The 23,321-nt window shown below is 62.8% G+C and carries 22 protein-coding genes and 1 pseudogene; 14 read left to right on the top strand and 9 right to left on the bottom strand.

The features are described from left to right. The first annotated feature begins 120 nt into the window (after window positions 1-120). The 3 genes from ACVWY1_RS14995 to secB are packed head-to-tail and all read left to right on the top strand — an operon-like array spanning window position 121 to window position 1,315. Window positions 121-534, top strand: coding sequence for a rhodanese-like domain-containing protein (locus tag ACVWY1_RS14995; protein ID WP_023628822.1), 414 nt, complete (start codon window positions 121-123; stop codon window positions 532-534). 1 nt (window position 535) lies between these two features. After that, the gene (gene grxC / locus ACVWY1_RS14990; protein ID WP_003249204.1) at window positions 536-790 is read left to right on the top strand and encodes a glutaredoxin 3; all 255 of its coding nucleotides are present in this window, start codon (window positions 536-538) and stop codon (window positions 788-790) included. 39 nt (window positions 791-829) lie between these two features. Next, on the top strand, window positions 830-1,315 hold the full coding sequence (gene secB, locus ACVWY1_RS14985; RefSeq protein ID WP_102681752.1) for a protein-export chaperone SecB: 486 nt from the start codon (window positions 830-832) through the stop codon (window positions 1,313-1,315). An 84-nt stretch (window positions 1,316-1,399) separates the two neighbouring features. Here secB and trmL read toward each other — a convergent pair whose 3' ends face one another. Beyond that, complete coding sequence (trmL, locus tag ACVWY1_RS14980) at window positions 1,400-1,861, bottom strand: tRNA (uridine(34)/cytosine(34)/5-carboxymethylaminomethyluridine(34)-2'-O)-methyltransferase TrmL (protein WP_031314454.1); 462 nt, start codon at window positions 1,859-1,861, stop codon at window positions 1,400-1,402. Here trmL and ACVWY1_RS14975 point away from each other — a divergent pair. Both ACVWY1_RS14975 and ACVWY1_RS14970 read left to right on the top strand, forming a co-directional pair. Beyond that, a complete protein-coding gene (locus ACVWY1_RS14975; RefSeq protein ID WP_102681751.1) occupies window positions 1,860-2,297 on the top strand; it encodes a hypothetical protein in 438 nt (145 codons plus the stop codon). The two genes, trmL and ACVWY1_RS14975, sit on opposite strands and share 2 nt — an antisense overlap. Window positions 2,298-2,562: 265 nt before the next feature. Beyond that, window positions 2,563-3,381, top strand: coding sequence for an RHS repeat-associated core domain-containing protein (locus ACVWY1_RS14970; protein ID WP_277502227.1), 819 nt, complete (start codon window positions 2,563-2,565; stop codon window positions 3,379-3,381). Between the two features lie 125 nt (window positions 3,382-3,506). On the opposite strand, the gene ntrC is transcribed toward ACVWY1_RS14970, so the two are convergent. The 4 genes from ntrC to glnA form a co-directional block, all read right to left on the bottom strand. Then, a complete protein-coding gene (gene ntrC, locus ACVWY1_RS14965; RefSeq protein WP_457378453.1) occupies window positions 3,507-4,943 on the bottom strand; it encodes a nitrogen regulation protein NR(I) in 1,437 nt (478 codons plus the stop codon). Further along, window positions 4,940-6,025: a nitrogen regulation protein NR(II) gene (glnL, locus tag ACVWY1_RS14960; RefSeq protein ID WP_457378452.1), complete on the bottom strand. Its 1,086-nt coding sequence runs from the start codon at window positions 6,023-6,025 to the stop codon at window positions 4,940-4,942. Before glnL ends, ntrC begins: the two co-directional genes overlap by 4 nt. A gap of 255 nt (window positions 6,026-6,280) precedes the next feature. Next, window positions 6,281-6,823: a gamma subclass chorismate mutase AroQ gene (aroQ, locus tag ACVWY1_RS14955; RefSeq protein ID WP_102681747.1), complete on the bottom strand. Its 543-nt coding sequence runs from the start codon at window positions 6,821-6,823 to the stop codon at window positions 6,281-6,283. 145 nt (window positions 6,824-6,968) lie between these two features. Further along, window positions 6,969-8,375, bottom strand: a complete 1,407-nt coding sequence (glnA, locus tag ACVWY1_RS14950) for a type I glutamate--ammonia ligase (RefSeq protein WP_023628815.1) — start codon at window positions 8,373-8,375, stop codon at window positions 6,969-6,971. 376 nt (window positions 8,376-8,751) lie between these two features. Between glnA and thiI the strand changes: the two genes are divergently transcribed. Together thiI and typA are read left to right on the top strand one after the other, a co-directional pair. Then, window positions 8,752-10,206 (top strand): tRNA uracil 4-sulfurtransferase ThiI, encoded by a 1,455-nt coding sequence (gene thiI, locus ACVWY1_RS14945; RefSeq protein ID WP_110700348.1) that lies wholly within the window; start codon window positions 8,752-8,754, stop codon window positions 10,204-10,206. A gap of 127 nt (window positions 10,207-10,333) precedes the next feature. After that, entirely contained in the window at window positions 10,334-12,154 is a 1,821-nt protein-coding gene (gene typA, locus ACVWY1_RS14940) for a translational GTPase TypA (protein ID WP_046853888.1), read from the top strand. A 112-nt stretch (window positions 12,155-12,266) separates the two neighbouring features. On the opposite strand, the gene ACVWY1_RS14935 is transcribed toward typA, so the two are convergent. Next, on the bottom strand, window positions 12,267-12,671 hold the full coding sequence (locus ACVWY1_RS14935) for a YkgJ family cysteine cluster protein (protein ID WP_016712459.1): 405 nt from the start codon (window positions 12,669-12,671) through the stop codon (window positions 12,267-12,269). A gap of 185 nt (window positions 12,672-12,856) precedes the next feature. Here ACVWY1_RS14935 and ACVWY1_RS14930 point away from each other — a divergent pair, with 185 nt between their 5' ends. The 3 genes from ACVWY1_RS14930 to ACVWY1_RS14920 all read left to right on the top strand — a co-directional run bounded on the left by ACVWY1_RS14930 (window position 12,857) and on the right by ACVWY1_RS14920 (window position 17,180). Then, window positions 12,857-15,322, top strand: coding sequence for a glycogen/starch/alpha-glucan phosphorylase (locus tag ACVWY1_RS14930; protein ID WP_277502225.1), 2,466 nt, complete (start codon window positions 12,857-12,859; stop codon window positions 15,320-15,322). Between the two features lie 247 nt (window positions 15,323-15,569). After that, window positions 15,570-16,580 carry a class 1 fructose-bisphosphatase gene (locus ACVWY1_RS14925; protein WP_038706942.1) on the top strand — a complete coding sequence of 337 codons (1,011 nt, stop codon included), beginning with the start codon at window positions 15,570-15,572 and terminating at the stop codon, window positions 16,578-16,580. Between the two features lie 3 nt (window positions 16,581-16,583). Continuing rightward, window positions 16,584-17,180 (top strand): DUF924 family protein, encoded by a 597-nt coding sequence (locus ACVWY1_RS14920; protein WP_102681744.1) that lies wholly within the window; start codon window positions 16,584-16,586, stop codon window positions 17,178-17,180. Between the two features lie 133 nt (window positions 17,181-17,313). On the opposite strand, the gene ACVWY1_RS14915 is transcribed toward ACVWY1_RS14920, so the two are convergent. Both ACVWY1_RS14915 and ACVWY1_RS14910 read right to left on the bottom strand, forming a co-directional pair. Continuing rightward, window positions 17,314-18,102: a methyl-accepting chemotaxis protein gene (locus tag ACVWY1_RS14915; protein ID WP_372241261.1), complete on the bottom strand. Its 789-nt coding sequence runs from the start codon at window positions 18,100-18,102 to the stop codon at window positions 17,314-17,316. Between the two features lie 66 nt (window positions 18,103-18,168). Beyond that, a pseudogene (locus tag ACVWY1_RS14910) lies at window positions 18,169-19,206 on the bottom strand (cache domain-containing protein); the annotation flags it as partial. Window positions 19,207-19,429: 223 nt separating this feature from the next. Here ACVWY1_RS14910 and bamE point away from each other — a divergent pair. Continuing rightward, on the top strand, window positions 19,430-19,684 hold the full coding sequence (gene bamE / locus ACVWY1_RS14905; RefSeq protein ID WP_011536093.1) for an outer membrane protein assembly factor BamE domain-containing protein: 255 nt from the start codon (window positions 19,430-19,432) through the stop codon (window positions 19,682-19,684). Continuing rightward, entirely contained in the window at window positions 19,681-20,253 is a 573-nt protein-coding gene (locus ACVWY1_RS14900) for a lipocalin family protein (RefSeq protein ID WP_457378451.1), read from the top strand. Before bamE ends, ACVWY1_RS14900 begins: the two co-directional genes overlap by 4 nt. A 69-nt stretch (window positions 20,254-20,322) precedes the next feature. Here ACVWY1_RS14900 and ACVWY1_RS14895 read toward each other — a convergent pair whose 3' ends face one another. Further along, window positions 20,323-21,687, bottom strand: a complete 1,365-nt coding sequence (locus tag ACVWY1_RS14895; RefSeq protein WP_457378450.1) for a formimidoylglutamate deiminase — start codon at window positions 21,685-21,687, stop codon at window positions 20,323-20,325. Window positions 21,688-21,831: 144 nt separating this feature from the next. Here ACVWY1_RS14895 and hutC point away from each other — a divergent pair, with 144 nt between their 5' ends. Together hutC and ACVWY1_RS14885 are read left to right on the top strand one after the other, a co-directional pair. After that, on the top strand, window positions 21,832-22,542 hold the full coding sequence (hutC, locus tag ACVWY1_RS14890) for a histidine utilization repressor (RefSeq protein ID WP_167659468.1): 711 nt from the start codon (window positions 21,832-21,834) through the stop codon (window positions 22,540-22,542). After that, window positions 22,539-23,111 carry a HutD/Ves family protein gene (locus ACVWY1_RS14885; protein ID WP_457378449.1) on the top strand — a complete coding sequence of 191 codons (573 nt, stop codon included), beginning with the start codon at window positions 22,539-22,541 and terminating at the stop codon, window positions 23,109-23,111. Before hutC ends, ACVWY1_RS14885 begins: the two co-directional genes overlap by 4 nt. The last annotated feature ends 210 nt before the right edge of the window (window positions 23,112-23,321 follow it).

Raw genomic sequence — 23,321 nt, 5'->3', positions numbered from 1 at the left:
CCGACCAGCGCGGTCAGGCATGCAACATGAAGGCGCGTTTGCCGCCAGCCCGGTGGGCTTTGGCGGTCATGGGGGGCTGTGTATACTGGCCGCCATTTTCAATCGCCTGGAACACCCCTGATGGTTGCTCACCTGATTCAATTCGCGACAGATCACTTCATCCTGGTGGCCATTTTCGTCGTCCTGCTGGTCCTGCTGCTGGTCAATGAAGTCCGCCGTGGCGGCCAGAGCCTGAGCAACGGCCAGCTGACTGCCCTGGTCAACGCCGACAAGGCCGTGGTGATCGATATCCGCACTGCCAAGGAATACTCGGCCGGGCATATCGTCGGCGCGCTGAGCATGCCGCAGGACAAAGTGGCCGGCCGCATGACCGAGCTGGAAAAGCACAAAGACAAGACCCTGATCGTCGTCGACGCGATGGGCCAGCAGTCCGGTACCCTGTGCCGCGAACTGCTCAAGGCTGGTTACACCGCCGCCAAGCTCAGCGGTGGCGTTTCCAGCTGGAAAGCCGATAACCTGCCCCTGGTGAAGTGATATGAAGCCCGTCATCGTCTATTCCAGCGACTACTGCCCCTACTGCATGCGCGCCAAGTACCTGCTCGAGAGCAAGGGCGTGGCGTTCGAGGAGATCAAGGTCGACGGCAAACCCCAGGTTCGCGCCGAAATGAGCCAGAAGGCCGGCCGTACCTCGGTGCCGCAGATCTGGATCGGCAGCACGCATGTCGGTGGATGCGATGACCTCTATGCCCTGGAGCGCGCGGGCAAGCTCGACGCGCTGCTGGCGGCCTGATTCGCACTGCATTCAAGAACATTAGGAAAAGGATCTGCCATGACTGACCAACAGAACAACGGCGCTGGTGCTGAAGAAACCGCACCACAATTCTCCCTGCAGCGCATCTACGTGCGCGATCTGTCGTTCGAGGCTCCGAAAAGCCCGCAGATCTTCCGCCAGCAGTGGGAGCCGAGCGTATCGCTGGACCTGAACACCCGTCAGAAAGCCCTGGAAGGCGACTTCCACGAAGTGGTGCTGACCCTGTCGGTGACCGTCAAGAACGGTGACGAAGTGGCGTTCATCGCCGAAGTGCAACAGGCTGGTATCTTCCTGATCGCCAACCTGGACGCGTCCTCGATGAGCCACACCCTCGGCGCGTTCTGCCCGAACATCCTGTTCCCGTACGCCCGCGAGACCCTGGACAGCCTGGTGACCCGTGGCTCGTTCCCGGCGCTGATGCTGTCGCCGGTCAACTTCGACGCCCTGTACGCGCAAGAGATGCAGCGCATGCAGGAAGCCGGTGAAGTGCCGACCGTGCAGTAATTTCTGCCGGTAAAGAAAAAGGCGACCTTCGAGGTCGCCTTTTTCATGTCTCTTGCTGGGGATAGGGCCCGAGCGGCGAGCACATCAGCTTCCGGCAAACCCCTGCTGGCGCCACGCCTCGTACACCGTTACGGCCACGGTATTGGACAGGTTCAAGCTCCGGCACCCCGGCCGCATCGGCAGGCGCAGGCGTTGTTCGGCAGGCAGGCTGTCCAGCACCTCGGCCGGCAGGCCACGGCTTTCGGGGCCGAACAGGAAGGCGTCACCGGGCTGGTACTCGACCTCATGGAACGGGTGCGAGCCTTTGGTGGTGAACGCGAACAGCCGAGGCTGATTCAGGCTTTCCAGGCATTCGGCCAGGCTTTGGTGGCGCTGTAGCGTGGCATACTCGTGGTAATCCAGCCCCGCGCGGCGCAGGCGTTTGTCGTCCAGTTCGAAGCTGATGGGCTCGATCAGGTGCAGGGCGCAGCCGCTGTTGGCGCACAGGCGGATGATGTTGCCGGTATTCGGCGGAATTTCTGGTTGAAAAAGGATGACGTGAAACATGCACGGCTCCAAGCGTGAAGATGACGAGCATTCTACCCCCGAACCCGACCCGCGTTCGAAGGCCTGGCCGCGGGTGCTGCTGTCGCTGGCGATCTTCGGCATGCTCGTGGGCCTGATGATCGGCCGGCTGACCGCGCCCGAGGAGCGGGTGCTGGAGCAGGTCGAGGTGGTGCAGGGCGGGCTGGACCTGTGGTTCAACGAAGAGCCGCAACTGCATGGCGAGACTGTCGAGGGTACCGTGGCCGTGGTGTTCCAGGCCGAGGGCAAGGCCGCGCGGGGCCAGTTGATGTTGCAGGGCAAGCCGGTGGGCTGGCGTTTGCAGAAGAGCGAGGAAGGCTTGCTGTTGACGCTGGTCGCTGCGCGCCCCCTTCGCGGCGAATGGGCCGGAGCGCAGGAGGCGGGACGTTGGCGGGTGCAGGTGAGGCTGCATGAATAAAAGAGGGGATATCCCGGCCTGCCTGTACCGAGGTCCCCAAAACTGGAGGTACTGGATACAAAGCAGGGAGCGTGCCAGGTCTTGCAGGCCCTGAAATGCGGTGTTCCGGCCATTTTTCGAGGGTTTTGAAGGCTAATCTGCCTTGTGCTGGTGCATGCGGCACAGCAACGGTGCAGCTGGGGCCTGATAGTTTTGCCAGTTTCGGCCACTGCCAGCATTGGTTAACGTTCTGCTCATGAATCATGCTCCTGTGGAGGGATTGTTCATGAGCCTGCACTTGCCGATGCTCGATCACCAGCGATCATCTTTCGGGGGGAGTTCCTACTCCAGGGCGTATACGCCATACGGTGCCGCTGCATTTGCAGAAGGCCCGACTCTCGGCTTCTGCGGGCAGCTCTGCGAAAGACCTATGGGCACCTATCAGCTGGGCAACGGCTACCGCTGCTATTCGCCAACCGCATTGCGCTTCCTGTCACCGGATCGCCACAGCCCATTCGGCAGAGGGGGGCTCAACGCATATGGCTATTGTGCTGGTGATCCAGTCAATCGGAGTGATCCTGGTGGGCGGTGGTGGGGGTTGGTGAGGGATGCCGTCTTCTCGGGCCTCGTCTTCCAGGATGGAGCAAGGGATCTGCACAAAAGTCTCCTGAATAGGGGGGAGGTGCAGGCGAAAAAGGCGCATTCTACCGATCATCGTGTACTGAATGAGGTGGCCCCTAGCCTGACACGGCTCACCGTCGATAGTGGTCAGGTCGCTTTGGGAGGGCTTTCGTTTGCCACTAATGCGCTTCAGTTGGCGGGTGTGGCGGTGAACCCTGTTGTGGGCAGTGTGGCGGCATGGGCGGGTTTTGCGCTCTGGGGAGCGAAGAAAGCTGCCCAGTATCGTGAGGCAAGGCAGGCGCAGGATCCCTTGCACTATCTGACGCTGAGTAGCGTGAAACAGGAACAGAAAATTCCTGCGTTGTTCGGGCAAGTGAGGGAGTCAATCAACGCCGGCACGGCCTCGGATCTGTCCGAGGTAGTGATACAGCAGGCACACAATGACGTTCTTACGGCCGCTGGTGAATTAAGGGACATGAAGTAAGTCGATCTATTCCTGCTTCATGTCTGTTGCGCTCTATTGGCAGTTGAGCCGCCAATTGGTCTGAATCATGTGTTGCCTACGAGAGGGCCATGTTTGGCCCTCCCAGGTTTGCAGCAGGTCGATGCTCAGTGGTCTTCGCCCTCGTCCTCATCGGAGCCATCCACCTTCATCCCCAGCTCCTTGATCTTGCGCGTCAAGGTGTTGCGCCCCCACCCCAGCAACAACGCCGCATCACGACGACGCCCGGCCGTATGCTTGAGCGCCGTCTCGATCATGATCCGCTCGAAACTGGGCACGGCGCTGTCGAGCAGGCTCGACTGGCCACGGGCAAGGGCCTGGTCGGCCCACTGGCGCAGGGCCTGTTCCCAGTTGGTCACCGGCGCGGCGTCCTGGGGCAGGTTGAGCAGTTCCGGCGGCAGGTCGCCGATCAGCACTTCGCGGCTGGAGGCCATCACGGTGATCCAGCGGCAGGTGTTCTCCAGCTGGCGCACGTTGCCCGGCCAGGGCAGGTTGCGGATGAATTCCTCGGTCTCGGGCTTGAGCAGCTTGGGTTCCACCGCCAGCTCCTGGGCGGCGCGGCCGAGGAAGTGGCGGGCCAGGGCCGGGATGTCCTCACGTCGGTCCGCCAGGCGCGGGATATGGATGCGGATCACGTTGAGGCGGTGGAACAGGTCTTCACGGAACTTGCCGGCCTGCACCAGCGACTCGAGGTTCTGGTGGGTGGCGGCGATGATGCGCACGTCCACCTTCACCGGCACATGGCCGCCGACCCGGTAGAACTCGCCGTCGGCCAGCACGCGCAGCAGGCGGGTCTGGGTGTCGGCGGGCATGTCGCCGATCTCGTCGAGGAACAGCGTGCCGCCGTCGGCCTGCTCGAAACGCCCACGACGCAGGTTGGCAGCGCCGGTAAAGGCGCCCTTTTCATGGCCGAACAGTTCGGACTCCATCAGGTCCTTGGGGATCGCCGCCATGTTCAGGGCGATGAACGGCGATGCCGCCCGTGGGCTATGGCGGTGCAGGGCATGGGCCACCAGCTCTTTGCCGGTGCCAGACTCACCATTGATCAGCACAGTGATGTTGGAGTGGCTGAGGCGGCCGATGGCGCGGAACACCTCTTGCATCGCCGGCGCCTCGCCGATGATCTCGGGGGTGCGGGCCAGCGCCTGGGGCACCTCCAGCGCCTGCTGCTCCTGGGCGTGCTGGTTGGCGCGCTTGACCAGCGACACCGCTTCGTCGACATCGAACGGCTTGGGCAGGTACTCGAAGGCGCCGCCCTGGTACGACGCCACGGCGCTGTCCAGGTCGGAATGGGCGGTCATGATGATCACCGGCAGCCCAGGGTGCTGGTCGCGGATCTGGGCGAGCAGGTCGAGGCCGCTGGCGCCGGGCATGCGGATATCCGAGATGATCACGTCCGGTTGCTGGCGGGCCAGGCGGCCCATCACGCCGTCGGCGCTGTCGAAGCTCTGGGTGGTCATGCCTTCCTGCTGCAGGGCCTTTTCCAGGACCCAGCGGATGGAGCGATCATCATCGACGATCCAGACGGTTTCACTTCGGCTCATGGGGCGGTGGCTCCTTGTTCCAGGGGCAGGTAGATCGAGAAGGTGGTGTGGCCGGCGTGGCTTTCACATTCGATCAGGCCCTGGTGCTGGCTGATGATGTTCTGGGTGATGGCCAGGCCCAGCCCGGTGCCGTCCGGGCGGCCGCTGACCATGGGGTAGAAGAGGGTGTCCTGCAGTTCCGCGGGGATGCCGGGGCCGTTGTCGATGATCTCGATCCGCGCCACCAGGCGGTGGCGGACGTGGCCGATGGTGAACTGGCGCACGGCCCGACTGCGCAGGGTGATGCGGCCCAGGCGCAGTTCGTTCTGCGCGCCGATGGCCTGCATGGCGTTGCGCACGATGTTGAGCACGGCCTGGATCATCTGCTCGCGGTCAATCAGCACGTCCGGCAGGCTCGGGTCGTAATCGCGCACCAGGGTGATGCCGCCCTGGCTCTCCGCCTCGACCAGGCTGCATACCCGCTCGAGCACTTCGTGGATATTGGTCATGGACAACGACGGCAGCTTGTTCGAGCCAAGCATGCGGTCGACCAGGTTACGCAGGCGGTCGGCCTCTTCGATGATCACATTGGTGTAGTCACGCAGGCCGTCCTCGGGCAGCTCGCGGGCCAGCAGTTGCGCCGCGCCGCGAATGCCGCCGAGGGGGTTCTTGATCTCGTGGGCGAGGCCACGCACCAGCATCTTGGTGGTTTCCTGCTTGCTTAGCTGGGCCTCCTCCTTGGTGATGCGCAGCAGGCGGTCACGCGGGTGCACCTCCAGCAGCAGCAGGGTCTGGCCCTGATGCAGGATGGGCGTGACGGCGTAGTCGACGGTGATGCTCTGGCCGGTCAGCGAGGTCAGCTGGGCTTCGCGCTTGGTGAACGGGTGCGCCTGCTCCACCGCCTGGCGCAGCGAGTTGAGTGCCTCGGCCGATTCGGTGAACAGCTCGCTGATGAACTGGCCATGGCTGCGCTGGCCACTGACAGCCAGGAGCATTTCCGCGGCTGGATTCATGTACTCCAGGCGCAGTTCGGCATTGAGCAGGAGCGTGGCCGTGGTCAGGTTGTCCAGAAGCAGACGGTGCTGTGCATCGCTGATGGTCATAAGGTGTCGTTGACCTCTTTTGGCACAGTGGCGCCCAACGGCTCGGGCCCGGGGGCGCGCACGGAAAAGTGCTGGATGCAGTGAAAATGCAAGAACCAAACCAAGGCTCCGAAAAGAAGCGGAAATTCCGGATAAACACCTGGAACTGCGCGAATTCGAGCCATAAAGCCCTGGTTTATCGATTCTTGTGACCCAAATTGGGTTGCATGATGGGGCGTACCGCCAAGTCATGCACCAATATGGAGCATAGGGCGGTCAGCGCAATTTGCACAGCTGGGCGCTGGCACGAACCAGGGCGAGGTGGCGCGTTGTGTCCTGGGTGCGTTGTTGCAGGGCGTCGGCCAGGTGGTTGGCGCATTGGCTCGGCGGGGTCTGGTCAAAACGGGCGAGGGCGCTCAGCAGCTGTTCCTGCAGCAGGTCCAGTTCAGGGCGCACTTCGTTGGCCAGGTCGCGGCGTGGAAGGGCTGGCGCCTGTCGGGCGCGATGCCAGGTGTCGAGCAGGTGGTACTGCAGGAGCTTGTTGGCTTCGATCTGGTCGGCAAAAAAGGCCTCGACGCGTGCCGGATCCAAGTGGTGGGCGACGGCGGCCTGGCGTGCGCTGACCAATACCTGGTGCTCGCGGGCGCTGGCCTGCACGGGTTGCTGGTGATCCCACTTGTGCAGGGCGACAGCTTCGGCCAGGTCCAGGCGCCGATCGATGGTGGCAAGCAACTGATCCAGGGTAGGCGTGATGCTCGGTGAGGTGGCACAACCAGATAGGGCGATGCAGCAGGTCAGGGCGAGGGTGGTGGCACGCATGGCGATCTCCTTGGGAATGAAGCCTCGAGTGTCGCCTGTGGCGTTGCGGCGGCTAATAGGTGTTGTCCGATGATGAGGGTATGAAAAAGAAACGGCCTCCCGAGGGAGGCCGTAATGATGTCACCGACGCGAGGCGCCGATCAGATCAGCAGCTGTAGTACAGCTCGTACTCCAGCGGGTGCACGAAGGTGCGGACCTTGATCTCTTCTTCGCTCTTCAGCTCGATGAAGGCATCGATGAAGTCGTCGGAGAACACGCCGCCCTTGGTCAGGAACGCACGGCCTTTGTCCAGCTCTTCCAGGGCTTCCTTCAGGCTGCCACAGACTTGCGGGATTTCCTTGGCCTCTTCAGGCGGCAGGTCGTACAGGTTCTTGTCGGCGGCATCGCCTGGGTGGATCTTGTTCTGGATACCGTCCAGGCCTGCCATCAGCAGGGCCGCGAAGGCCAGGTACGGGTTGGCCGACGGGTCCGGGAAGCGTGCTTCGATACGGCGGGCTTTCGGGCTGCCGACGTAAGGAATACGGATCGAGGCGGAACGGTTGCGCGCCGAGTAGGCCAGCATTACCGGGGCTTCGAAACCTGGGACCAGACGCTTGTAGGAGTTGGTCGACGGGTTGGTGAAGCCGTTCAGGGCCTTGCCGTGCTTGATGATGCCGCCGATGAAGTACAGGGCGGTATCGGACAGGCCGGCATAGCCTTCGCCGGAGAAGGTGTTCTTGCCGTCTTTCCAGATCGACATGTGCACGTGCATGCCCGAGCCGTTGTCGCCGTACAGAGGCTTGGGCATGAAGGTGGCGGTACGGCCATAGGCGTCGGCAACGTTGTGCACGACGTATTTCAGGGCCTGTACTTCGTCAGCTTTCTTCACCAGGGTGTTGAACTTGACGCCGATTTCGTTCTGGCCGGCAGTCGCCACTTCGTGGTGGTGAACTTCGACGGTCTGGCCCATTTCTTCCAGGGCGTTGCACATGGCGGTGCGGATTTCGTGGTCGTGGTCGAACGGCGGAACCGGGAAGTAGCCGCCTTTCACGCCCGGACGGTGGCCTTTGTTGCCGCCTTCCACGTCAGCGCCGGTCATCCATGAGCCTTGCTCGGAGAAGATCTTGAACATCGAGCCGGAGATGTCCGAGTGGAACTTCACTTCGTCGAAGATGAAGAACTCAGGCTCTGGGCCTGCGAACACGGTGTCACCGATGCCGGTGCTCTTCAGGTACTCTTCGGCGCGCTTGGCGATGCCGCGCGGGTCACGATCGTAGCCCTGCATGCTCGACGGGTCGACGATGTCGCAGGTGATGATCAGGGTCGGTTCTTCGGTGAACGGGTCCAGCACGGCGGTTTCGTCAACCGGCATCAGGATCATGTCGGAGGCTTCGATGCCTTTCCAGCCAGCGATGGAGGAGCCGTCGAACATCTTGCCGACTTCGAAGAAGTCTTCGTCCAGGCCATCGCGCGCCGGCATGGTCACGTGATGCTGAATGCCCTTGGTGTCCGTGAAACGCAGATCAATCCACTTGACGTCATGATCTTTGATGAGTTGAACCGACTTCGACATGTTGTCCTCCGGATGGTCTAGGGCGCAGTTGGCCGCTGCCCTGGAAATAAGGGTGTCGCTGGGCGCGGATAGTCGGCCAAGCTTACCTGCCTCACAAGGGAGCAAATTGCATGCCAGTGCCCGAAAATGGCCTGCACGCGATAAAAGGAGGCGTTGCTGGGCATTTGCTGATGATCTGGATGGCTGCTGTGCACTCATGTGATGCGTTTTTTAACTTTGCTGCACTGTTATGGTGCGCTCTGTGCGTGCAGGGCTACATCGCGGGGCAGCCAACATAAATCCAACCTTCTGGACAAAAGTTGGTCAAAAGCTGAGCAATTTCCGCTATAATTCGCGCCCCTCATTTTCGGTAGGCCCTGGGCGCGCTGTTAAACCAATGAAACTTATCGTCAAAGTCTTCCCAGAAATCACCATCAAGAGCCGGCCGGTGCGCAAGCGCTTCATCCGCCAGCTCGCCAAGAACATCCGCAACGTGCTCAAGGACCTTGATCCCGAGCTCGCGGTTGATGGTGTCTGGGATAATCTCGAGGTGGTCACCCGCGTCGAGGACGAAAAGCTCCAGCGCGAAATGATCGAGCGCCTCACCTGCACGCCGGGTATCACCCACTTCCTGCAGGTCGAGGAGTATGCACTGGGCGATTTCGACGACATCGTCGCCAAGTGCAAGCACCACTTTGGCCACCTGCTGGCCGGCAAGCGCTTCTCGGTACGCTGCAAGCGCGGCGGCCACCACGATTTCACCTCGATGGACGTCGACCGCTACGTCGGCAGCCAGCTGCGCCAGCAGTGCGGCGCCGCCGGCATCGACCTGAAGACCCCAGAAGTCGTGGTGCGCATGGAGATCCGCGACCAGCGCCTGTACGTGATTCACAATCAGCACAACGGCATTGGCGGCTACCCGCTGGGCGCACTGGAACAGACCCTGGTGCTGATGTCCGGTGGCTTCGACTCCACCGTCGCGGCCTACCAGATGATGCGCCGCGGACTGATGACCCATTTCTGCTTCTTCAACCTCGGTGGCCGTGCCCACGAGCTGGGCGTGATGGAAGTGGCCCACTACCTGTGGAAGAAGTACGGCAGCAGCCAGCGTGTACTGTTCATCAGCGTGCCGTTCGAGGAAGTGGTCGGCGAGATCCTCAACAAGGTCGACAACAGCTACATGGGCGTCACCCTCAAGCGCATGATGCTGCGCGGCGCCGCGCACATGGCCGACCGTCTGCAGATCGACGCGCTGGTCACCGGCGAGGCGATCTCCCAGGTGTCGAGCCAGACCTTGCCGAACCTGTCGATCATCGACTCGGCCACCGACAAGCTGGTGCTGCGCCCGCTGCTGGCCAGCCACAAGCAGGACATCATCGACCAGGCCACCGAGATCGGCACCGCCGACTTCGCCAAGCATATGCCCGAGTATTGCGGCGTGATCTCGGTGAACCCGACTACCCATGCCAAGCGTCACCGCATGGAGCACGAAGAAAAGCAGTTCGACATGGCCGTGCTGGAGCGCGCCCTGGAGCGCGCCAAGTTCATCTCCATCGACCATGTGATCGACGAGCTGGGCAAGGACATCGAAATCGAGGAAGTGGCCGAGGCACTGCCAGGCCAGATCGTCATCGACATTCGTCACCCCGACGCCCAGGAAGACGAACCTCTGGTGCTGGAAGGCATCGAAGTCCAGGCCATGCCGTTCTACGCCATCAACAGCAAGTTCAAGCAGCTGGACCCCACGCGCCAGTACTTGCTGTATTGCGACAAGGGTGTGATGAGCCGTCTGCACGCACACCACCTGCTCAGTGAGGGACATGCCAATGTGCGTGTTTATCGTCCGACATAAGACGCCAGGGCTGTATGGCGGCAGCATCCGCCATCGCCCTCCCGACCATCGGGCCCGCTGAGCCGTAAACCGTACATATTGGCCGCCTACACTGGCGGCAACCGAATCCTCTGATCGAGATACAGTTGTGATCGAAAATCTGCGTAACATCGCCATCATCGCCCACGTTGACCATGGTAAAACCACCCTGGTCGACAAACTCCTGCGCCAGTCCGGCACCCTGGAGCGTAACGAGCTCAACGACGAGCGCGTCATGGACTCCAACGACCAGGAAAAAGAGCGCGGCATTACCATTCTGGCGAAAAACACCGCCATCAACTGGAACGGCTACCACATCAACATCGTCGACACCCCCGGCCACGCCGACTTCGGTGGCGAGGTTGAGCGTGTAATGTCGATGGTCGACTCGGTGCTGCTGCTGGTCGACGCCCAGGACGGCCCGATGCCGCAAACCCGCTTCGTGACCAAGAAGGCCTTCGAAGCTGGCCTGAAGCCAATCGTCGTGATCAACAAGGTCGACCGTCCAGGCGCGCGTCCTGACTGGGTTCTGGACCAGATCTTCGACCTGTTCGACAACCTCGGTGCCACCGACGAACAGCTGGACTTCAAAGTCGTCTACGCCTCGGCCCTGAACGGCATCGCAGGTCTCGACCACACCGCCATGGGCGAAGACATGACCGCCCTGTACCAGTCGATCGTCGACAACGTACCGGCGCCGGACGTTGACCGTGAAGGTTCGTTCCAGATGCAGATCTCGGCACTGGACTACAACAGCTTCCTGGGTGTTATCGGTGTTGGCCGTATCGCCCGTGGCCGCATCAAGCCGAACACCCCGGTTGTTGCCATCGATGTCGACGGCAAGAAGCGTAACGGCCGTATTCTGAAGCTGATGGGCCACCACGGCCTGCACCGCGTCGACGTCGAAGAAGCCCAGGCTGGCGACATCGTCTGCATCAGCGGTTTCGACGAGCTGTTCATCTCCGACACCCTGTGCGCCCCGGACGCGGTAGAAGCGATGAAGCCGCTGACCGTCGACGAGCCAACCGTTTCGATGACCTTCCAGGTCAACGACTCGCCGTTCTGCGGCAAGGAAGGCAAGTTCGTCACCAGCCGTAACATCAAGGACCGTCTGGACAAGGAGCTGCTGTACAACGTTGCCCTGCGCGTCCAGGAAACCGATTCCCCTGACAAGTTCAAGGTATCGGGCCGTGGCGAGCTGCACCTGTCCGTTCTGATCGAAACCATGCGCCGTGAAGGCTTCGAGATGGCCGTAGGCCGTCCTGAAGTGATCATCCGCGAAGTCGACGGCGTCAAGCAGGAGCCGTTCGAGAACGTCACCATCGACATCCCTGAAGAATCCCAGGGCAAGGTCATGGAAGAAATGGGTCTGCGTAAAGGCGACCTGACCAACATGGTGCCGGATGGCAAGGGCCGTGTTCGCCTGGAATACAACATTCCAGCCCGTGGTCTGATCGGTTTCCGCAACCAGTTCCTGACCCTGACCAACGGTGCAGGCATCCTGACCTCGATCTTCGATCGCTACGACACCATGAAGTCGGGCCAGATGTCCGGCCGTCTGAACGGCGTACTGGTTTCGGTCGAGACCGGCAAGGCACTGACCTACTCGCTGGAAACCCTGCAGGCGCGCGGCAAGCTGTTCGTCGAGCACGGCCAGGAGATCTACAACGGTCAGATCATCGGCCTGAACAGCCGCGACAACGACCTGGGCGTGAACCCGACCAAAGGCAAGAAGCTCGACAACATGCGTGCTTCGGGCAAGGACGAAGTCATCGCTCTGGTACCGCCGGTTCGCCACACCCTGGAACAGGCCCTGGAGTTCATCCAGGACGACGAGCTGTGCGAAGTCACGCCGAAGTCGATCCGTCTGCGCAAGAAGATCCTGGACGAAGGCGAGCGTACCCGCGCTGCCAAGAAAGCCAAGAACTGAGTTAGCTCAGGCTGAATGAAAACGCCCCCGGTCGAAAGGCCGGGGGCGTTTTTGTTTGCCTTCAGAAATACAGGCCGCTTTGCAGCCCCAGCATTTCAGGCGTGGCGCAGTCTCAGCGCCCGACCACCTTGGGCTTGTACGCGCAATACCCCGGCCGCGGCCCGACCTTGGGGTGGTTGCGGCAGGTATCCGGGCGTTTGTCGTAGATGGTGCACAGGCGGCTCTTGCGATCCAGGTACATGCAGTCATCGTTGCTCATCCGGGTCAGGGTGAAGATCCCCGACTTCTGGTTGAAGCGCTCGATGATGCCTTCCTTCTGCAGGCGTTTGGCCACGTTCTTTGGCGGTTCGTCTTTCTCGAATTCGTCCACCACGCCGATGCGGATCAGATCCTTGATCTTCACCTCCACCGGCAGGGTGCAACAGGTCGAGTGGCAGCCACCGCACATATGGCTGGCATAGCGCTGCCAGGTCTCCAGGCGGTCGACTTCGGCGGCGGCGATCAGGGTCGTTTTCATGGTTATGGGGTGAATCACGGTCTTGGGGCGCGCGATCATACCGGAGTTGTTCAATTTGTGAACAACCTTTTGCCCGATTCCCCTGGCAGTTGATGAAAACCGCGAACGCTCGCTGTCGCTGTGTGTCAGAGCGTCTAGGCTGAACACTCTCCCTGCGCTTTCGCCTACTTGCCCGAGGATGCCGCATGTCCCAGGAAAACAAGGCCCGTGAGGCCAAAGCTCATACCGACGAGGTGGCCGCGTTCCGCGCCGCCGTGCTGGCCAAGCTGACCTACGCCGTTGGCAAGGACCCGGAACACGCCTTCGACCACGACTGGTTCGAGGCCATTGCCCTGGCTGCCCGCGACCATATGGTCGACCACTGGATGGATCACACTCGCCAGGCCTACCGCCGTAGCCAGAAGCGGGTGTACTACCTCTCCCTCGAGTTTCTCATCGGCCGCCTGCTGTACGACAGCCTGAGCAACCTCGGTTACCTGGAGATCGCCCGCGAGGCGCTCGAAGGCCTGGATGTCGACCTGGAGCGTATCCGCCTGCTCGAGCCTGACGCGGCGCTGGGCAACGGTGGCCTCGGTCGCCTGGCGGCGTGCTTCATGGAGAGCATGTCGACCCTGGGTATTGCCGCCCATGGCTATGGCATTCGCTACGAACATGGGTTGTTCCGCCAGGCGGTGGTCGATGGCTGGCAGCAGGAGCAGACCGAGAACTGGCTGGACTTTGGTAACCCCTGGGAGTTCGAGCGGGCCGAGGTGATCTACCCGATCAGTTTCGGCGGCAGCGTCGAGACCGTGCAGGAAGGCAATGGCCAGCAACGTCAGGTCTGGTGGCCGGGCGAGACGGTGCGGGCGGTGGCCTACGACACGCCGGTGGTCGGCTGGCGCGGCTCCAGCGTCAATACCCTGCGTCTGTGGCGTGCCCGGGCTCTGGAGGAACTGCACCTGGAACGCTTCAACGCCGGTGACCACCTGGGCGCGGTGGCCGAGGTGGCCCGCGCCGAAAGCATCTCGCGGGTGCTGTACCCGGCCGACAGCACCGAGGCCGGCCAGGAGTTGCGCCTGCGCCAGGAGTACTTCTTCGTTTCGGCCTCGCTGCAGGACCTGCTGCGGCGCCACCTGAACATGCACAAGGACCTGCTCAACCTGCCGGATGCCGCGGCCATCCAGCTCAACGACACCCACCCGTCGATTGCCGTGGCCGAGCTGATGCGCCTGCTGGTCGACCAGCACGAAATCCCCTGGGACAAAGCGTGGGCGCTGACCGTCGGCACCCTGGCCTACACCAACCACACCTTGTTGCCCGAAGCCCTGGAAACCTGGCCGGTGGCATTGATGGAGCGCATGCTGCCGCGGCACATGCAGATCATCTACCTGATCAACGCCTACCATATCGACGCACTGCGGGCCAAAGGCCTGCACGACTTCGACGTGCTGCGCGCGGTGTCGCTGATCGAGGAGGACAATGGCCGCCGGGTGCGCATGGGCAACCTGGCGTTCCTTGGCTCGCACAGCGTCAACGGCGTGTCGGCGCTGCACAGCAAGCTGATGAAAAGCACGGTGTTCGCCGAGCTGCACAAGCTCTATCCGCAGCGAATCAACAACAAGACCAATGGCATCACCTTCCGCCGTTGGCTGTACCAGGCCAACCCGCCGCTCACGGCGATGCTGATCGAGGCGCTGGGGCCGGAGGTGCTGGATGACCCGGAAGGCAAGCTCAAGGCACTGGTGCCCTTCGCCGACAAGGCCACCTTCCGCAAGCAGTTCGCCGCCCAGCGCCTGCACAGCAAGCGCGCCCTGGCCAGCATCATCCAGGACCGGATCGGCGTGACGGTCAACCCGGAGGCGCTGTTCGATGTGCAGGTCAAGCGCATCCACGAGTACAAGCGCCAGTTGCTCAATCTGCTGCACACGGTGGCGCTGTACCAGGCCATCCGCAACGACCCCGGCACCGACTGGGTGCCGCGGGTGAAGATTTTCGCCGGCAAGGCGGCGGCCAGCTACCACCAGGCCAAGCTGATCATCAAGCTGGCTAACGACATCGCCCGGGTGGTCAACAACGACCCCACGGTGCGCGGCCTGCTCAAGGTGGTGTTCCTGCCCAACTACAACGTCAGCCTGGCCGAGAGCATCATCCCGGCGGCTGACCTGTCCGAGCAGATTTCCACGGCCGGCTACGAGGCCTCCGGCACCAGCAACATGAAGTTCGGCCTCAATGGCGCGCTGACCATCGGCACCCTCGATGGCGCCAACGTCGAGATGTGCGAGCAGGTGGGGGCGGAGAACATGTTCATCTTCGGCCTGACCGCGCAGCAGGTGGAGGCACGCAAGCGCAGCGGCGACTTTGGCGCCGCGTCGGCGATCGCTGCCTCCCATCGTCTGGGCGACGTGCTGCAGGCGATTCGCAGCGGGGTGTTCTCGCCTGATGATCCGGCGCGCTATGCCGGATTGGTGGACGGGCTGATCGCCTACGACCGCTTCCTGGTGTGCGCCGACTTCGATGCCTACTGGGACGCCCAGCGGCGAGTCGAGGAGTTGTGGCACGCGCCGCAGGACTGGTGGCGCGTGGCAGTGCTGAACACGGCGCGGATGGGCTGGTTCTCGTCGGACCGGACCATTCGCGAGTATGCGACCGAGATCTGGAAGGCCTTGGATTAGCACACCGGGGCCGCTTTGCGGCCCATCGCCGGCAAGCCGGCTCCCATAAAGATCCACAGCACCGCCAAACTCTGTGGGAGCCGGCTTGCCGGCGATGGGCTGCGCAGCAGCCCTAATCGACAAGCTGCGTGAACTCAAAGCCCAATGAGCCCTCTGATCTGCCACACGAGTCTCTTTGCTCGCTAGCCCGTCACTCTCCCTGTAAACTGCGGGGGTTTTTCTCCCCCTTTCCTTTTCGGAGCCATACATGTCCCGCGTTACCCTGAGTCGCTATCTGATTGAGCAGACCCGCAGCAACAACACCCCTGCCGATCTGCGCTTCCTGATCGAAGTGGTGGCGCGTGCGTGCAAGGAGATCAGTCACCACGTGTCCAAGGGCGCCCTGGGCGGCGTGCTGGGCAGCATGGGCACCGAGAACGTGCAGGGAGAGGTGCAGAAGAAGCTCGACGTGATTTCCAACGACATCCTGCTCGAAGCCAACGAGTGGGGCGGTCACCTGGCCGGCATGGCCTCCGAAGAGATGGACAATGCCTACCAGATCCCGGGCAAGTACCCCAAAGGCGCCTACCTGCTGGTCTTTGACCCGCTGGACGGCTCGTCGAACATCGACGTCAACGTCTCGGTCGGCACCATCTTCTCGGTGCTGCGTTGCCCGAACGAATACCTGAGCCAGAACGAAACCCTGAACGAGAATGCATTCCTGCAGCCAGGCACCCAGCAGGTCGCCGCCGGTTACGCCATCTACGGCCCGCAGACCATGCTGATCCTGACCCTGGGCAACGGCGTCAAGGGCTTCACCCTGGACCGCGAGCTGGGCAGCTTCGTCCTGACCCACGAAAACATCCAGGTACCGGCCACCACCGCCGAGTTCGCCATCAACATGTCCAACCAGCGCCACTGGGAAGCCCCGGTGCAACGCTACGTGGGCGAGCTGCTGGCCGGCGAGACCGGGCCGCTGAAAAAGAACTACAACATGCGCTGGATCGCCTCCATGGTGGCCGACGTGCATCGCATCCTGACCCGTGGCGGCCTGTTCATGTACCCACGCGATGCCCGCGAGCCGAGCAAGCCGGGCAAGCTGCGCCTGATGTACGAAGCCAACCCGATGTCGTTCATCATCGAACAGGCAGGCGGCGCCTCCACCAACGGTTACGAGCGTATCCTCGACATCAAGCCGGAGAGCCTGCACCAGCGCGTGTCGGTGATCCTCGGCTCGAAGGAAGAGGTCGAGCGCGTCACCGCCTACCACAAGGAGTAAGTCATGCTCGCACCTTGGCAGCCGTTGCTGGAGTGGTGGTTCGGTTGGGGCACAAGTGCCCAGGCCGTGGCTGACGAGAAGAACACGCTGTGGTTCGGCAAGCATCACGACGTCGATGCCCAGGCGCTGTTCGGCGACCTGGTCGAGCAAGCCCTGGCGGGCGGGCTCGACGAGTGGCAGCAGAGCCCCCAGGGCTGGCTCGGTCTGCTGCTGCTGCTGGATCAGCTGCCGCGCATGATCTATCGCGACACGCCGCGTGCCTTCGAGGGTGACCGGCGTGCCCAGGTAGTGGCGATGCAGGGGTTGCAGAAGGGCTGGGACTACCAGCTGCTGCCGATCCAGCGGGTGTTCGTGCTATTGGTGCTGGAGCATGCCGAGGTGCTGGACTGGCAAAACCTGTGCGTCGAGCGTTACCAGACCTTGCTGGACGAGCAGCCCGAGGCCAGCCGTCGGTTGTTTGAAGGCTTCCTCGACTATGCCGAGCAGCACCAGCGGGTGATCGCCCGCTTCGGGCGCTTCCCGCACCGCAACCTGGTGCTGAACCGCCCGAGCACCAGTGAAGAGATGGACTTCTTGCTGGAGCCTGGGTCCAGGTTCTAGTGCCAGTGGGGCTGCTTTGCAGCCCTATCGCTGGCAAGCCAGCTCCCACAGGATAAGCGCTGCATTCGGGTCTGGCGCTATCCCTGTGGGAGCTGGCTTGCCAGCGATGGGCCGCGAAGCGGCCCCAGCCATCTCAGATCCTGAAACTCCCCACCAGATGCTTCAACCGCTCGACCTGATGCTCCAGGTCGGTGCAGGCACGCAAGGTGCTCTGCAGGTTCTGCACCCCTTCCTGATTCAGCGTATTGATCTCGGTGATGTCGACATTGATCGACTCGACCACGGCCGTTTGCTCTTCCGTGGCGGTGGCCACCGACTGGTTCATGCCGTCGATCTCGCCGATGCGCTGGGTGACACTGCCCAGGCGTTCGCCGGCCTGGTTGGCGATGCCGACACTGCGGTCGCTGTGTTGCTGGCTCTGGTTCATGGTGCTCACGGCCACCTGGGCCCCGGCCTGCAGCTCCTCGATCAGGCGCTGCACCTGCTGTGCCGAGTCCTGGGTGCGGTGTGCCAGGTTGCGCACCTCGTCGGCCACCACCGCGAAACCACGCCCGGCTTCGCCGGCACGGGCCGCCTCGATGGCCGCGTTGAGCGCCAACAGGTTGGTCTGCTGCGAAATGCCGCTGATCACATCGAGGATCTGGCCGATGTTGGCCGTGTGGTTGTTCAGCGTTTCGATGTTGCCGCTGGCATCACTTATGCGCGCCGACAACTGATTCATCACGTCGATGGTTTCGCCCACCACCTGTTGGCCCTCTTCAGCCAGGCCGCGGGCGGCGCTGGAGTGCTGCGAAGCGAGGGCGGCGTTCTGGGCGATCTCCTGGGCGGCGGCGCCGAGCTGGTTGATCGCCGCGGCGACACTGCTGGTGCGGCTGGACTGCTGGTCGGCGTTGTGGATCGAGGCATTCGAGGCGCTGACCACCTGACCGGCCACGGCATTCACCTGGCCGGTGGCCGAGGCCACTTCGCGGATCGATTCGTGGATCCGCTCGACGAAGCGGTTGAACGACTGCGCCAGACTGCCGAACTCGTCCTGGGCGTGGATGGCCAGGCGCCGGGTCAGGTCGCCTTCGCCCTCGGCGATGTCGCGCATGGCGCGGCCCATGACGTGCAGCGGTTCCATCAGCACGCGGATCAGCAAGCCGAGCAGGGCGATGATCACCACCACCGCGATCAGTGTCGCCACCACGGCCGAAGTGCGCAGCTCGCCGAGCATGGCGAAGGCCGCGTCCTGGTCCAGCACCAGCGCCACGTACCAGTCCGCCGAGGGCACGCCATCGACGTGGGTGAAGCTGATGAACTGTTTGCGACCCTCGACCTCCACTTCCTTCAGCCCGCTGCCGATGCGCAGGTTACTGCCAGGGTAGACTTCCGCCAGGGGCTTGAGCGCCAGTTCGCCCTTGGGATGGATGAGCACCTTGCCCTCGCCGTTGACGATGAAGGCGTGCCCGTGGCCGCCGAAGTCCAGGGTGTTGATCAGGTTGCTGATGGTCTGCAGATCGGTGTCGACACCGCTGACGCCGATCATGCGCCCGCCCTGTTGCACCGGAGTGGCCAGGGTAATGACCAGCTTGCCGGCCGATACCGAGATGTACGGTTCGGTGACGATGGTCTGGCCCGCGGTGCTGGCCGCCTTGTACCAGCCGCGCACGCGCGGGTCGTAGTCGGCGGCGCGGTTGCCCACCGGCACCGACTGCATGCTGCCGTCCTGGCCGCCGAAGTAGGTGAGGATGAAGTTGCTGCCGTACACCGGCAGCGCCAGGATGCGCTCGAGGCTGCTCTTGGCGGGACCGTCGACGGCAATCTGCTGTGCCACCGAGTTCACCAGCTGGATGCGGCTTTCCAGCCAGGTGCGGATGTTGCCGGCGGTGAGGTTGCCCAGCGATTGCAGCGTCGACTCGGTGTCGCTACGCAGCGACTGACGCTGTCGGTAGTCGTTGAACAGGACGAAGCAAGTGAAGGCGACGGCCACCACCAGGGCGGCGGCCAGCAGGATCTTGTGGCTGAACTTGAGGTTCTTGGTCATTTTTCTTGGAATCTGCGCACGGGCACGAAGGGGAGGGGTGCGGCAAAAAGCCACACCACCGCTTTATGTCGACGCACAGGGATAAAACATTAATCGTTTGCGCGCCAGGCGACCAACGGTGCACAACGAAACCTCGTCGGCCAGGGAACCGAGGAGCCTTTTTCCCTTCTAAGCTCCCTGCAGGCCCTCGCGCCTGTGTATCCATCTCCAGGAGTGTCCCTTCATGTCGTTGCGTTCCCTCGCCCTGTTGTCCTTGTGCGTCGTCCTGACCGCTTGCAGCAAGATCAACCAGGAAAACTATTCCAAGCTCAAGGCCGGCATGAACAAGGCCGAAGTCGAGCAGTTGCTCGGCACGCCCAAGGAGTGTTCCGGCGCGCTGGGCATGAGCAGCTGCACCTGGGGTGACGAGAAGAGCTTCATCAGCGTGCAGTACGCGGCGGACAAGGTCCTGATGTATTCCGGGCAGGGCCTCAAATGAGGCACCTGCACCTGCTGCTGGGCGTGTGCCTGGTGATGCTGCTCGGTGGCTGCGCCACCTCGGCCACCGACCCGCTGGCGCCGAAGACCGCAGGTGCGGTCGACCTCAAGCGTTACCAAGGCAAATGGTTCGAGCTGGCACGCCTGCCAATGAAGTACCAGGACGGTTGCGCCCAGTCCGAGGCCCATTACAACCTCAAGCCCGATGGCACGGTCGGCGTGCTGAACCGTTGCCGTACCCTGGGTGATGAATGGCTGCGTGCCGAGGGCCATGCGACGCCGCAGCAGTCGGGGCATACCGACAAGCTGTGGGTGGAGTTCGACAATTGGTTCACCCGCCTGGTGCCTGGGGTGGCCAAGGGGGACTACTGGATCCTGTTCGTCGACGAGCGCTATCGCACGGCGATTGTCGGCAGCCCGGACCGCAAGTACCTGTGGATTCTTTCGCGTACGCCTTCGTTGCCGGCGTGGGAGCGTGAAAACCTGCTGGCCAAGGCGCGGCAGCAGGGCTTTGATACCAGCCGCCTGATCTGGCGCACGTCCGACAAGAGCATCGTCGCCCGGCATTGAGGACGCCATCGCGGGGCAAACCCACTCCCCACACTACCTGTGGGGGCGGGCCCCGCGATGTTTCGACTGTCAGTCCAGCAACTGACGCAGCACTTGTACAAACGCCGCCGCGCTTTGCTCCTCCTGTGCATGCCGCCCTTGGCGCACAACCCACTGCCCGTTGACCATCACATCGCGCACCTGGCGATCAGAACCCGCGAACAACCAGCGGTTGAGAATGGCATCGCCGTCGGCCACTGCCAGATACGGATTCTGCCCGTCCAGTACCAGCCAGTCCGCCCGCTTGCCCACGGCCAGTTCGCCGATCGGCTGCCCCAGCGCCTGGGCACCGCCCAGCAGCGCGGCGTCGTACAAGGTTCGACCAACCATCGGCTGATCGGCGCGGTACAGGCGATTGCGCCGCTGGTCACGCAGGCGCTGGCCATACTCCAGCCAGCGCAGTTCCTCGACCACGCTCAAAGACACATGGCTGTCCGAGCCGATACCCATCCGCCCGCCCTGGGCCAAATAGTCCACCGCCGGGAAGATGCCGTCACCCAGGTTCGCCTCGGTGGTCAGGCACAATCCGGCCACCGCGCCACTGCGGGCCATGGCGGCAACTTCGCCGGCTTCGGCGTGGGTGGCATGGACCAGGCACCAGCGCTGATCGACATCGACCTGCTCGTACAGCCATTGCAGTGGACGGCGGCCGCTCCAGGCCAGGCAGTCATCGACTTCCTTCTGTTGCTCGGCAATGTGGATATGGATCGGGCAGGTCCTGTCGCCCGCACCGAGCACATCGGTGATCTGCCCTGGTGTCACGGCGCGTAGCGAGTGGAAGCACAACCCCAGTGTCTGCGCCGGCTGTTGTGCCAGCAATGGCGCTAGTTGCTGTTGCAGGCGCAGGTACTGTTCGGTTGAATTGATGAAGCGCCGTTGGCCGTCATTGGGCGCCTGGCCGCCAAACCCGGCGTGGCTGTACAGGACCGGCAGCAAGGTCAGGCCGATGCCGCTGGCGGCTGCGGCGGCGCTGATGCGTCGCGACAGTTCGGCGGGGTCCGCGTAGGCCTGGCCGTGCTGGTCATGGTGCACATAGTGGAATTCGGCCACCGAGGTGTAGCCGGCCTTGAGCATCTCGATATACAACTGGCGCGCGATGACCTGCAGTTGCTCCGGCGTGATCCGGCCGACCAGGCGGTACATCAGTTCGCGCCAGGTCCAGAAGCTGTCATTGGGATTGCCGGCCACTTCCGCCAGCCCTGCCATGGCCCGCTGGAACGCATGCGAGTGCAGGTTGGGCATGCCTGGCAACAGCGGGCCGCCCAGGCGCTCGGCGCCTTTGGCGTCGGCATCGGTCATTATCGCGGCCAGCCGACCGTCGGCAGCGACCTCCAGGCGGACATTGCGGGCCCAGCCCGAAGGGAGCAGGGCGCGTTCGGCGAAGTAGGCGGGCATCGGTGAAATCCTGTTATTGTTAACTTGTATATACATATACAGCCGTTTGCCTGCCGGGTAAACTCCGGCAAGCTACCGTTCACTCCAACCGCACAAGGATTCAACGCCGTGCCGACACTTCCTGTCTCCGCGCTGGTTGCCCAGATGGGCGAAGGGCCGGCGCCGCTCTACGCCCGGGTGAAACAGATGATCATCCAGCAGATCGAGAGCGGCAGCTGGCCGCCTCATCACCGGGTGCCATCGGAAAGCGAACTGGTCAGCGAGCTGGGCTTCAGCCGCATGACCATCAACCGCGCACTGCGCGAACTCACCGCCGAAGGCCTGCTGGTGCGCATGCAGGGCGTCGGCACTTTCGTCGCCGAGCCCAAGAGCCGCTCGGCGCTGTTCGAGGTCAACAACATCGCCGACGAGATCGCCGGCCGTGGCCACCAGCATAGCTGCCAGGTGATAAAGCTTGCCGAAGAGGCCGCCGGCTCCGAGCGCGCCCTGGCCCTGGACATGCGCGAAGGGCAGCGGGTGTTCCACTCGCTGATCGTGCATTACGAAAATGGCGTGCCGGTGCAGATCGAGGACCGCTACGTCAACGCCGCCATCGCTCCGGATTACCTCAAGCAGGATTTCACCCGGCAGACGCCCTACGCCTACCTGTCGCAGGTGGCGCCGCTCACTGAAGGCGAGCACGTGGTCGAGGCGATCCTTGCCGAACCTGAAGAATGCAAGCTGCTGCAGATCGAGCGGGGCGAGCCGTGCCTGTTGATCCGCCGTCGCACCTGGTCGGGGCGCCAGCCGGTCACCGCTGCGCGCCTGATCCACCCCGGTTCCCGTCACCGTCTGGAAGGACGATTCAGCAAATGACCCAGTTGCAGCTGTTGCGTGCCCAGGACTACCCGCGCATGCCCTGGAAGAACGGTGGCGGTTTCACCGAAGAGATCACCCGCGACGCAGGCGACAGCCTGGAGGGTTTCGGCTGGCGCCTGTCGATCGCCGATATCGAGGAGTCCGGTGGTTTTTCCAGCTTCACCGGGTACCAGCGGATCATCACCGTATTGCAGGGCGATGGCATGCGCCTGCTGGTCGATGGCCAGGCCAGCCGGCCGTTGCTGCCGTTCGATGCGTTCGCCTTCAGTGGCGAAAGCCAGGTGAGCTGCAAGCTGTTGGGCGGGGCGATTCGCGATTTCAACCTGATTTATGCGCCGCAGCGGTATCGGGCACGGTTGCAGTGGTTCGATGGCAGTAGCCGGCTCTTCAGCTCGGCGTCGACGCTGTTGCTGTTTGCCGCCAGCACTCATGTCGAGGTGGGGTTGGCTGGGGAGGAGACGCAGCAGCTTGGGCGCTATGACTGTCTGCGGATCGATGGCAATGAAGGGTTGCTGGAAATGGATGTACAGGGGCGGTTCTGCCTGATCGAGCTGATTTCACACTGATCTGTCATCGCTGAAAGGGGGCTGCTATGCAGCCCATCGCTGGCAAGCCAGCTCCCACATGGGCCAAGTGAACCCTGTGGGAGCTGGCTTGCCAGCGATGGGGCGCGTAGCGGCCCCTTTTTTGTTTTTCATCCGAGGAATGGTCACTCTTTTTTGGTTGCCTATGCTTGTACATACAAGTAAAGGTGTGTTTGTATAGTCACCACGACA

Source organism: Pseudomonas sp. TE6288, assembly GCF_054062095.1.
This window is presented reverse-complemented; position numbering and strand designations above follow the sequence as displayed.

What these genes read in the sequence shown, in the direction of transcription:
- aroQ (WP_102681747.1), bottom strand. Translation starts at nt 6,823, where the DNA reads ATGCGTGCCACCACCCTCGCCCTGACCTGCTGCATCGCCCTATCTGGT.
- ACVWY1_RS14970 (WP_277502227.1), top strand. Translation starts at nt 2,563, where the DNA reads ATGAGCCTGCACTTGCCGATGCTCGATCACCAGCGATCATCTTTCGGG.
- glnL (WP_457378452.1), bottom strand. Translation starts at nt 6,025, where the DNA reads ATGACCATCAGCGATGCACAGCACCGTCTGCTTCTGGACAACCTGACC.
- thiI (WP_110700348.1), top strand. Translation starts at nt 8,752, where the DNA reads ATGAAACTTATCGTCAAAGTCTTCCCAGAAATCACCATCAAGAGCCGG.
- ACVWY1_RS14895 (WP_457378450.1), bottom strand. Translation starts at nt 21,687, where the DNA reads ATGCCCGCCTACTTCGCCGAACGCGCCCTGCTCCCTTCGGGCTGGGCC.
- ACVWY1_RS14920 (WP_102681744.1), top strand. Translation starts at nt 16,584, where the DNA reads ATGCTCGCACCTTGGCAGCCGTTGCTGGAGTGGTGGTTCGGTTGGGGC.
- ACVWY1_RS14995 (WP_023628822.1), top strand. Translation starts at nt 121, where the DNA reads ATGGTTGCTCACCTGATTCAATTCGCGACAGATCACTTCATCCTGGTG.
- ACVWY1_RS14925 (WP_038706942.1), top strand. Translation starts at nt 15,570, where the DNA reads ATGTCCCGCGTTACCCTGAGTCGCTATCTGATTGAGCAGACCCGCAGC.
- ACVWY1_RS14930 (WP_277502225.1), top strand. Translation starts at nt 12,857, where the DNA reads ATGTCCCAGGAAAACAAGGCCCGTGAGGCCAAAGCTCATACCGACGAG.
- grxC (WP_003249204.1), top strand. Translation starts at nt 536, where the DNA reads ATGAAGCCCGTCATCGTCTATTCCAGCGACTACTGCCCCTACTGCATG.
- ACVWY1_RS14935 (WP_016712459.1), bottom strand. Translation starts at nt 12,671, where the DNA reads ATGAAAACGACCCTGATCGCCGCCGCCGAAGTCGACCGCCTGGAGACC.
- secB (WP_102681752.1), top strand. Translation starts at nt 830, where the DNA reads ATGACTGACCAACAGAACAACGGCGCTGGTGCTGAAGAAACCGCACCA.
- bamE (WP_011536093.1), top strand. Translation starts at nt 19,430, where the DNA reads ATGTCGTTGCGTTCCCTCGCCCTGTTGTCCTTGTGCGTCGTCCTGACC.
- ACVWY1_RS14885 (WP_457378449.1), top strand. Translation starts at nt 22,539, where the DNA reads ATGACCCAGTTGCAGCTGTTGCGTGCCCAGGACTACCCGCGCATGCCC.
- ACVWY1_RS14900 (WP_457378451.1), top strand. Translation starts at nt 19,681, where the DNA reads ATGAGGCACCTGCACCTGCTGCTGGGCGTGTGCCTGGTGATGCTGCTC.
- glnA (WP_023628815.1), bottom strand. Translation starts at nt 8,375, where the DNA reads ATGTCGAAGTCGGTTCAACTCATCAAAGATCATGACGTCAAGTGGATT.
- ACVWY1_RS14975 (WP_102681751.1), top strand. Translation starts at nt 1,860, where the DNA reads ATGCACGGCTCCAAGCGTGAAGATGACGAGCATTCTACCCCCGAACCC.
- hutC (WP_167659468.1), top strand. Translation starts at nt 21,832, where the DNA reads ATGGGCGAAGGGCCGGCGCCGCTCTACGCCCGGGTGAAACAGATGATC.
- ntrC (WP_457378453.1), bottom strand. Translation starts at nt 4,943, where the DNA reads ATGAGCCGAAGTGAAACCGTCTGGATCGTCGATGATGATCGCTCCATC.
- trmL (WP_031314454.1), bottom strand. Translation starts at nt 1,861, where the DNA reads ATGTTTCACGTCATCCTTTTTCAACCAGAAATTCCGCCGAATACCGGC.